The following is a 9,465-nucleotide window of genomic DNA, read 5'->3' as shown; positions in this document are numbered from 1 at the left end:
GGCCGGGGCGGATTCCGGCGAGCCGTCCGCCGGGGCCGGCGCGGGGGCGGTGGTCGTGTCCACGGGGTCCGGTGCGGGGCGGTTGGCGGCGTCCCTGGGGGCCGGCGCGGGACCGGTGGTCGAGCCCTCGGGGCTCTGTGCGCGGCCGGTGGCCGGGTCCTCGTGCCCGCCCGGCGTGGTGTCCTCGGGGTCGCCCGGTGCGGGGCCGTCGGTCGCCTTCTCGCGGCCCGGCGCGGGGCCTGTGCCGGTGTCCTCGGGGTGTGCTGGCGTGGCGCGGTCGTCCGTGGGGCCTGCGGGCGTGGCGCTGTTCTCCATGGCGCTCACTGTGCGCGAGGACCCCGGCCCCACCCGGCATACGACGGCCCCCGTACGCGGGGTTCACACCGATGGCCCCCGGTGGAACCCTGTGATCATGAGCCGTATCGAAGCGCCGCGTCCGCACGACGCCGCAGAGCCCGGCACCCTCGTCGGCCGGCTGCGGGAGGGCCTGCCCGCCGAGGCCGTCCTGACCGACCCCGACGTCACGGCCTCCTACGCCCGCGACATGGCCGGCTTCTGCCCGGCCGGCAGCCCCGCCGTGGTCGTACTGCCGCGCACCGTCGAACAGGTGCAGCACGTCCTGCGCACCGCGACCGCGCTGCGCGTCCCGGTCGTCCCGCAGGGCGCCCGCACGGGCCTGTCCGGCGGCGCCAACGCCACCGACGGCTGCATCGTGCTCTCCCTCACCAGGATGGACCGCATCCTGGAGATCGACCCGGTCGACCGCATCGCCGTCGTCGAACCCGGCGTCGTCAACGCCACGCTCTCCCGTGCCGTCGAGGAGCACGGGCTGTACTACCCGCCCGACCCCTCCAGCTGGGAGACGTGCACCATCGGCGGCAACATCGGCACCGCCTCCGGCGGCCTGTGCTGCGTCAAGTACGGCGTGACCGCCGAGTACGTGCTCGGCCTGGACGTCGTCCTCGCCGACGGCCGCCTGATGTCCACCGGCCGCCGTACCGCCAAGGGCGTCGCCGGATACGACCTCACCCGCCTCTTCGTCGGCTCCGAGGGCTCTCTCGGCATCGTCGTCCGCGCGATCCTGGCGCTGCGGCCCAGGCCGCCCCGGCAGCTGGTGCTGGCCGCCGAGTTCCCCTCGGCCGCCGCGGCCTGCGACGCCGTGTGCCGGATCATGGCCGGCGGGCACGTCCCGTCCCTCCTCGAACTGATGGACCGTACGACCGTCAAGGCGGTGAACGACCTTGCCCGGATGGGGCTGCCCGAGTCCACCGAGGCGCTGCTGCTGGCCGCGTTCGACACCCCCGACCCGACCGCCGACCTCGCCGCCGTCGGCGCGCTGTGCGAGGCCGCCGGCGCCACCCAGGTCGTGCCCGCCGAGGACACCGCCGAGTCGGAGATGCTGCTCCAGGCGCGGCGGCTGTCGCTCACCGCGCTGGAGGCCGTCAAGGGCACCACCATGATCGACGACGTGTGCGTGCCCCGCTCCCGCCTCGGCGACATGCTCGACGGCGTCGAGCGCATCGCCGCCGAGTACGGCCTGACCATCGGGGTGTGCGCGCACGCCGGCGACGGCAACACCCACCCCACCGTCTGCTTCGACCCGCAGGACCCCGAGGAGTCCCGGCGGGCCCGCGAGTCCTTCGACAAGATCATGGCCCTCGGCCTGGAACTCGGCGGCACCATCACCGGCGAGCACGGCGTGGGCGTGCTGAAGAAGGAGTGGCTGGCCCGCGAGATCGGCCCCGTCGGCATCGAGATGCAACGGCAGATCAAACAGGTCTTCGACCCGCTGGGCATCCTCAACCCGGGCAAGCTGTTCTGACCCCACGCACCCGGCGGGGCCCCGGCCGGCCGGCGGGCCCGTCAGCGGGCTCACTGGGCGAGCAGCTGGTCGAGGGCGTCGTCGATGCCCAGCTGCTCGCCCTCCGTGCCCGGCGGCACCACCCGCAGCGTCCGCTCCAGCCACGCCGAGACCTGCGCCGTCGGCGCCTCCAGCAGGGCGTCGCCGTCCGGGGAGCTGAGCGCCATCAGCACGACGCTGCGCCCGTCCGCCTTGGTCGGCCACACCCGCACATCGCCGTGCCCGCACGGCCGGAACACGCCCTCCACCAGCAGGTCACGGGCGAACGTCCAGTTGACGGGCGCTTCCGAGTTGATGTGGAAGGTGATGTGCACGGCGTACGGGTCGGCGGTGCGGTAGGCGAGCCTGGCCGGGACGGGGATGCTGCGCTCCGGCGACAGGACCAGCCGCAGTTCCAGTTCGCGCTCGACCACGGTGTGCATGAGTGTCGTCCTCTCGTCAGGGGCCCTCTCGACGGGCCCGTACGAGGAGAGAGGGGGCCGGCCCGCGAGCATTACGCGGGTTCGGGAAATTTTTTCGCGCGGGTGCCCGGAAAGGGGCGGGTCCTGCGGGAGAGGCAGTGCCGGTTGCGCTCGTCTGATAGATGTGGAGGCCCTCAACTGACCCCCGAGACAGATACGGGACGACGGACATGAGCGCCCCAACCCCGGCCCCAGGCGACGAACGGCCCCGCGAAGGCTATTACCCGGACCCTTCCATCCCCGGATACGTCCGGTACTGGAACGGCTCCGCCTGGGTGCCCGGCACCAGCCGCCCGGCGCCGACCGACGGCGAACCGCTCGCACCGCCGCCCGGCGTGCGCCCGGCGCAGCCCGCCCCCGACGCCGGCGTGAGCCGTGCCTCCGCTGCCGCTTCGGTGGAGGAGACCGGGCCGCACTTCTTCGACGAGGACCCGCAGCCCGCGCCCGAGACCGGCGCGCAGGAACCGGCATCGGCGTGGACCGCCGACCCGGCCCGCCAGTCCGGCACGGGCACGGACCGGGACCGCCGGGTGTCGTGGGGGACCACGCCGGGCACGGACCCGAGGCTGCCTGTCTCCCAGGCCCCGTCGTCCCCGGACTCTGCCGCCGCGTCACCGGCCGCGCAGGGCCCGGCGCAGGCGTCCGGTGCGGCGGCCTCGTCCTCGGGCGGTGGCGAGGAGGGGGAGTCGTCGCCGGGCACCGTCGTGTTCCGCCGGCCCACCGCCGCCGACGCCCCCAAGGGCGACCAGGACTCCGGCACGATGCTCTTCCGCCCCGTGCCCTCGCAGGGCAAGGGCGCGGGTACGGCCGCGCAGGGCGCCCCGGACGCGGGCGCGTCCCCCGACTGGCCGGAGGCCGGTGCGGGCTTCGCCGCGCAGGGGCCGGTGCACGCCGGTGCGGGCGGGGCCGCCGGTGTCGCGGGTGCCGCCGCCGGAGCGCCGGCCGCCGCCGCGTCCGGCCCGGGTTTCGCCGCGGGGAAGGCCGCGGCCGACCGCGCCGCCGCGCAGGCCCCGGCCGCCGCCGGGCCGACTGCCGCGCCGGTGGCGGGACCGCGGCCCGGACCCGCCGCGCCCGCGACTCCCGCCACCCCCGGTGTACCCCACCAGGCCGCTGCGCCTGCGCCCGCCGCCGCATCGGTGTCCACGCCGCTGACCAGCGGTCCCGGCGGTGGGCAGGCGTCCTGGGCGCAGCAGGTGCACCGGCTGGCGGGCGCGGGCGAGGAGCAGCCGGTCGCGCCGTGGAAACCGCCGGTGGAGGACGTGTTCCAGGCCGCGGCCCGCCGGCAGGCCGCGGCGCGCCCCGCGGGCCTCGGCAAGCGGCTGGCGGCGCGGCTCGTCGACACGCTGATCGTCGGCGCCGTCACCTCGGCCGCCGCCGTGCCGTTCGGCCTGAAGACGGTCGACCATGTCACCGCGAAGATCGACGCGGCCAAGCTCACCGGACGGACCGTCACGGTGTGGATCCTCGACAGCACCACCTCGGTCTACCTCGGGGTGACCCTCGCCGTGCTGCTCCTCGCCGGGATCCTCTTCGAGGCGCTGCCCACCGCCAGGTGGGGTGTCACGCCGGGCAAGAAGCTGTTCGGTCTGGAGGTGCGGGACATCGAGGCGCACGAGCCTCCGTCCTTCGGCGCGGCTCTGCGCCGCTGGCTGGTCTACAGCGTTCCCGGGCTGCTCGCCGTCGGTGTCGTGGGCGTCGTATGGGGGCTGTTCGACCGTCCGTGGCGGCAGTGCTGGCACGACAAGGCGGCGCACACCTTCGTCGCGGGGTGAGCGCCGGCGGGCGGTGACGGGGCGGGGCCCACTGCGTCCGGAGCGGGGGTTCCGCTACTCCGACCGGCGGCCTGCCGGATGCGGCGGCGGGGCGCGCGGGATGCACTCGGCGCATGAGCAGCGAACCGCCCCCCGGCTCCGGGCAGCCACCGGAGGACGACAAGTTCAGGAAGCCCTCGGACGAACCCGGCCCGGCGGGACCGCCGTCCGGGTCCGGCCCGCAGCAGCCCCGGCCGGGACCGGAGCCCCAGCCGGGGCAAGGTCCGGGACAGGGCTCGCCGTACGACAGGCCGCCGGGCAGCGAGCAGCCGCCGCCGTACGGCAGCGGAGGCGGCCCGTACGGTCCGGGAGGTCCCGGCGGCCCTGGGGGGCCCGGCGGTCCCTACAGCTCCGGCGGTCCGTACGGCTCCGGAGGTCCGGGCGGTCCGTACGGCGGTCCCGGTGATCCGCTCGCCGGTATGCCCCCGCTCGCCGACAGCGGCAAGCGCACCCTCGCCCGGATCATCGACATGGTCCTCGTCCTGGTCGTCGTCTGGCTGCTGTCGCTCGCCTTCGGCGTCGCGCAGTACGACGTGGACAGCGACCGGATCGACGCGGGCAAGTCGATCGGCCAGTCGGTGCTCGCCGCGGTGCTGCTCGTCGCGTACGACACGGTCCTGATCGCCCGCACCGGGCAGACCGTCGGCAAGAGGCTGCTCGGTATGCGCGTCGCCAACCTGGAGAACGGCGTCAACCTGTCGGTGCAGAACTCACTGCTGCGGGCGGTGGTGCTGTGGGTGCCGTTCGCGTTCTGCTGCCCGTTCGTGTGGACGGCGATCTGCGGCGGTGTGAGCTTCTTCGACAGGCCGTACAAGCAGGGTCTGCACGACAAGGCGGTCAAGTCCGTGGTGGTCGGCACCGGGTGAGGGCACGGCGAAGGGCCCGCGCCGGGCGGGTGCCGGTGCCGTGGGTCTGTGTCAGGGGGCCACCGGTTCGCGTTCGTTCCGCTCGGCGGAGGCCTGGCGCGCGGTCGCCGGGGACGCCTTGGGCGCGGGGACCGTCATCGCGACGAGCACGCCGAGGGCGAGGGCCACGACGGCGATCACGGCGATCGCCGGGCCCGAACCCGTCTGGGACAGCAGCAGCATGGCGAGCGTCGAGAGGATGACGGTGCACAGACCGTAGGCGAGCTGTGCGACGGTCGGGCGAGGCAGCGGACCAGGCATGGCAATCGTGTCCTCGGAAGCGGGGGTTGTCTCGACTCTAAACGGCTGCATGCCCGAGCGGAACGAACGGTAAGCGTGACGTGACCAACAGTGCCGGTGCACGGGGGGCGCACCGATTCACCGCTGAGGCGTGCCCCGGCCGGGCGCCGGACGGGGCCGGGTGGACGACACAGGGAAGACATAGGGAAAACCCGCGTGTTCGTCGGAGCCGTCCACCGAGGGTGTTCTGACGGTCCGTCGGAAGGCGCCCGGCATCGCCGGGTATGTCCTGGTCTTGTGTGGGTGAGATGTGGCGGTTCGGTGTCCGTAAAGCGAACCTGCGATCCGCATAGTGCCCTTGACTTGTCCAAGTCAAGGTCTGTCTTTTCTCTCAAACCTCTAGTCAAATGTCGTCACTTGACTACACGCGTTGATCAAGCGCGCGCGGCTTCCCGTCATGACCAGGGGCCCCTATCCCGCGTGCGCCAACGCGGGGGAGGAACTCAAGTGACCAGTAGATCCTGGAAGTTCAGAGCGGCGGCCATCGGTGTCGCGCTCGCGGCGGCTTCCGCCGGCCTCACCACCCTCTCGGTGGCCCAGGCCGCTCCGAACTCCGGTGCCACCACCGTGGACCGGCACGACCCGGCGCCCGAGAAGCAGCACAAGCACGACCTCGACGGTCCGCTGAGCAAGACCCAGGAGGCTCAGCGCCAGGAGGCCCTGGACCAGGTCATATCCGGCAAGGCCCAGGTGAAGGACAAGAACGGCTCCAAGGTCGTTCAGCTCAAGGGCAAGAAGGGCGACACCAAGTACGTCGAGCTGGGACGGGAGAAGACCGACAAGATCTTCACCATCCTGGTCGAGTTCGGCGACCAGGTCGATCCGAAGTACGGCGGCACGCCGGGCCCGCTGCACAACACGATCCCGAAGCCGGACCGCAAGAAGGACAACTCGACGGACTGGAAGGCGAACTACGACCGCCAGCACTTCCAGGACCTGTACTTCGGCACCGGCAAGAACGTCGAGTCGGTGAAGAAGTACTACGAGAAGCAGTCCTCGGGCCGCTACTCGGTCGACGGCGAGGTCTCCGACTGGGTCAAGGTGCCGTACAACGAGGCCCGTTACGGCAACAACGCCTGCGGCTCCAGCAACTGCACCAGCGTGTGGAACGTCGTCAGCGACGGTCTGAACGCCTGGGTCGCGCAGCAGAAGGCGGCCGGCCGCACCGACGCGCAGATCAAGGCGGACGTGGCCCAGTTCGACCAGTGGGACCGCTACGACTACGACGGCGACGGCAACTTCAACGAGCCCGACGGCTACATCGACCACTTCCAGATCGTGCACGCCGGTGAGGACGAGTCCGCCGGCGGCGGCGCCCAGGGCACCGACGCGATCTGGGCGCACCGCTGGTACGCCTTCGGCACCGACGCCGGCGCCACCGGCCCCGCCCAGAACAAGCTGGGCGGCGCCCAGATCGGCAACACCGGCATCTGGGTCGGCGACTACACCATCCAGCCGGAGAACGGCGGCCTCGGCGTCTACGCGCACGAGTACGGCCACGACCTCGGCCTGCCCGACGAGTACGACACCGCGGGCGGCGAGAACTCCACCGGCTTCTGGACGCTGATGTCGTCCGGTTCCTGGCTGGGCCGCGGCAAGGACGCGATCGGCGACCTGCCCGGCGACATGAACGCCTGGGACAAGCTCCAGCTCGGCTGGCTGAACTACGACACGGCCAAGGCCGGCAAGCAGTCCACGCACAAGCTGGGTGTCGCCGAGTACAACACCTGGGACAAGCAGGCCCTCGTGGTCAGCCTGCCCGACAAGGCGGTCACCACAGAGGTCGTCCAGCCGGCCGAGGGCGCCACGCAGTGGTGGAGCGGCAGCGGCGACGACCTGAAGAACACGCTGACCCGCAGCGTGGACCTCACCGGCAAGTCGTCGGCCGTCCTCACCCTCGACGGCTGGTACGACATCGAGGCCAACTACGACTACCTGTACACCGAGGTCTCCACGGACGGCGGCGCCAACTGGACCGCCCTGGACGGCACGGTGGACGGTCAGCCGATCCCGCGTGACGGCAGCGACAAGCCGGCCCTGACCGGCTCGATCGACGGCTACAAGAAGCTGTCGTACTCGCTCGACGCCTACGCCGGCCAGAAGATCGAGCTGCGCTTCCGCTACCAGACGGACGGCGGCGTCGCCCAGATGGGCTTCGCGGCCGACGAGATCACGGTGACCGCCGACGGCGCCGTCGTGTTCTCCGACAACGCGGAGACCGCGGACGCCGCGTGGACCGCGAAGGGCTTCTCCCGCATCGGCGCGTCCTTCACCAAGGACTACGCGCAGTACTACATCGCGGAGAACCGCCAGTACGTGTCGTACGACACGACGCTGAAGACCGGCCCGTACAACTTCGGCTTCGCGTCCCGCCCCGACTGGGTCGAGCACTACGCGTACCAGAACGGTCTGCTGATCTGGAAGTGGGACACCTCCCAGCTGGACAACAACACCAGCGTCCACCCGGGCACCGGTCTGATCCTGCCGATCGACTCGCACCCGGAGGCGCTGCGCTGGAAGGACGGCACGATCATGCGTGGCCGTATCCAGTCCTACGACGCGCCGTTCAGCCTGGACCGAACGGACGGCATGACGCTGCACAAGGCGGATGTCGCGACCAAGATCAAGCCGACGGCCGGTGTCTCGATCTTCGACGACCACCGCAACGACTACTACGACCCGGCGGCCCCGGCGTCCGGTGTGAAGGTCACTGACACCAACACCCGGATCCAGATCGTCAAGCAGGCCAAGGACGGCTCCACGATCAACCTCGAGGTTCGTCCCGCGGTGAAGTAAGCGGTATTTCCGCAGGTCAAACACGTATCGGCGGCAACCCCCTGGCGGGTTGCCGCCGATCGTGTTTAGGTGCCTGCTGTGACCGGCTTATTGACACCGGCCCCGTGGGCGGGGCCCGGACCGACCGAAACGGGGATGTGACCGCATGGCCGCAGGAGGTTTCAGCAAGCTGCCGAACGGCTCGGTGGTGGTGGCACTCAACCTGCCCAGCCCCGCCGCCGACGGGCCCGCCGGGGTGCGGGTCCTCGTCCACGCCCGCAACCGGGCACGTGCCCTGACCAGGCTGCGCAACCTGGGGCTGCGCGCGGTGTATCTGCGGGGCAACGCGGCCCCGCCGACGCCGGACGAGATCACGGCGGTACTGCACCACCCGGACGGCGTGATATGGCGGACCGCGCCCGACTGCGGCGTCGCCGGCCCTGACCTCACCACGGAGCTGTGGCACCCGATCCGCGCCCTCCTCGGGCGTCCGGTGGCGGCTCGGCGGTAGGGCTCACTCCCCTGCGGGGGCCGCGTGCGAGGCCGTGTGCGGGGGCCGGGGCCGGGGTCCGATGCGCTGGTCCGAGGGGTGCCGGGCCCTTGAGCGCCGTATCGAAGCCGCCGTGCGGGCTCAGGCGGGCGGGGTGTCCGTGTCGCCGGCCAGGCGCGTCAGCCATTCGCGCAGCAGGTGCTGCTCGGCCGCGCTCAGGGCGCCCGAGCCGTCGGGAAGACCGGCGCGCAGTGCGCGGGCCGCCGCGGCGGGGCCGCTCTCCGCGGCTGGAACCGCCGGTTCCGCGCGGGTGACGGCGGCGATCATGGTCTCGCGCATCGATGTGAGCAGCGCCGGGTCGCGCTGCTCGGGCGGGGTGGCGTGCCAGGTGATCACCGTGCCCTGTCCGGTGGCCTGGATGATCTGCGCGGCGAGCCGCTCGTCGACCCGCAGCCATCCGCCGGCCGCCAGGCGGCGCACCCGGCCGTGCAGGATCTCCAGCCCCGCCCGGTGCGCACCGGCCGCCGCCCGGCCGCCGGCCCGGTTCATCAGGGCGAACAGCTCCGGCCGGGAGATCCCGAACTCCACCACCGTGTCCCAGGCGCGCCGCAGATCCTCCACCGGGTCCTTCGGGTCCGGGTCGAGCTGCGCCCGCTTGCTCTCCAGGAACTGCGCGTATCCGTGCTCGGCAACGGCCTCCAGCAGGCCGTCCTTGTCGCCGAAGAGCCGGTAGATCGCGGGTGGCTGCATCCCGGCCGCGGCAGCGACCGCGCGGGTGCTCACCGCGTCCGGGCCGCCCTTCTCCAGCAGCTCGACGGCGGCTTCGACGATGCGGCGGCGGGGGTCGGCGGGGGTGCTGTCG

Annotated in this window: 8 protein-coding genes and 1 pseudogene; 5 read left to right on the top strand and 4 right to left on the bottom strand. The window is 72.5% G+C overall.

Translation table 11 applies throughout. From position 1 onward, the window contains the following. Nucleotides 1-315 (bottom strand): annotated as a pseudogene (locus MTQ10_RS22950) (hypothetical protein); the annotation flags it as partial. Between the two features lie 91 nt (nt 316-406). Between MTQ10_RS22950 and MTQ10_RS22945 the strand changes: the two are divergent. After that, nucleotides 407-1,822, top strand: coding sequence for an FAD-binding oxidoreductase (locus MTQ10_RS22945; RefSeq protein WP_247471913.1), 1,416 nt, complete (start codon nt 407-409; stop codon nt 1,820-1,822). A 50-nt stretch (nt 1,823-1,872) separates the two neighbouring features. On the opposite strand, the gene MTQ10_RS22940 is transcribed toward MTQ10_RS22945, so the two are convergent. Beyond that, nucleotides 1,873-2,283: an SsgA family sporulation/cell division regulator gene (locus MTQ10_RS22940; RefSeq protein ID WP_247471908.1), complete on the bottom strand. Its 411-nt coding sequence runs from the start codon at nt 2,281-2,283 to the stop codon at nt 1,873-1,875. 209 nt (nt 2,284-2,492) lie between these two features. On the opposite strand from MTQ10_RS22940, the gene MTQ10_RS22935 reads away from it, so the two are divergent. Together MTQ10_RS22935 and MTQ10_RS22930 are read left to right on the top strand one after the other, a co-directional pair. Beyond that, entirely contained in the window at nt 2,493-4,094 is a 1,602-nt protein-coding gene (locus tag MTQ10_RS22935) for an RDD family protein (protein WP_247471906.1), read from the top strand. A gap of 113 nt (nt 4,095-4,207) precedes the next feature. After that, nucleotides 4,208-4,999 (top strand): RDD family protein, encoded by a 792-nt coding sequence (locus tag MTQ10_RS22930; protein WP_247471904.1) that lies wholly within the window; start codon nt 4,208-4,210, stop codon nt 4,997-4,999. A gap of 51 nt (nt 5,000-5,050) precedes the next feature. On the opposite strand, the gene MTQ10_RS22925 is transcribed toward MTQ10_RS22930, so the two are convergent. After that, nucleotides 5,051-5,299 (bottom strand): hypothetical protein, encoded by a 249-nt coding sequence (locus MTQ10_RS22925; protein WP_374117670.1) that lies wholly within the window; start codon nt 5,297-5,299, stop codon nt 5,051-5,053. 486 nt (nt 5,300-5,785) lie between these two features. On the opposite strand from MTQ10_RS22925, the gene MTQ10_RS22920 reads away from it, so the two are divergent. Together MTQ10_RS22920 and MTQ10_RS22915 are read left to right on the top strand one after the other, a co-directional pair. Then, nucleotides 5,786-8,134 carry an immune inhibitor A domain-containing protein gene (locus tag MTQ10_RS22920; RefSeq protein ID WP_247471901.1) on the top strand — a complete coding sequence of 783 codons (2,349 nt, stop codon included), beginning with the start codon at nt 5,786-5,788 and terminating at the stop codon, nt 8,132-8,134. 145 nt (nt 8,135-8,279) lie between these two features. Continuing rightward, a complete protein-coding gene (locus MTQ10_RS22915; protein WP_247471898.1) occupies nt 8,280-8,624 on the top strand; it encodes a hypothetical protein in 345 nt (114 codons plus the stop codon). Nucleotides 8,625-8,744: 120 nt separating this feature from the next. On the opposite strand, the gene MTQ10_RS22910 is transcribed toward MTQ10_RS22915, so the two are convergent. Next, nucleotides 8,745-9,465: TetR/AcrR family transcriptional regulator (locus MTQ10_RS22910; RefSeq protein WP_282612511.1), on the bottom strand; the 721-nt coding region annotated here is incomplete at its 5' end.

Origin of the sequence: Streptomyces sp. XM83C (assembly GCF_023072675.1) — a bacterium.
In the GTDB taxonomy this organism is placed as follows: Bacteria; Actinomycetota; Actinomycetes; order Streptomycetales; family Streptomycetaceae; genus Streptomyces; species Streptomyces thermocoprophilus.
This window is presented reverse-complemented; position numbering and strand designations above follow the sequence as displayed.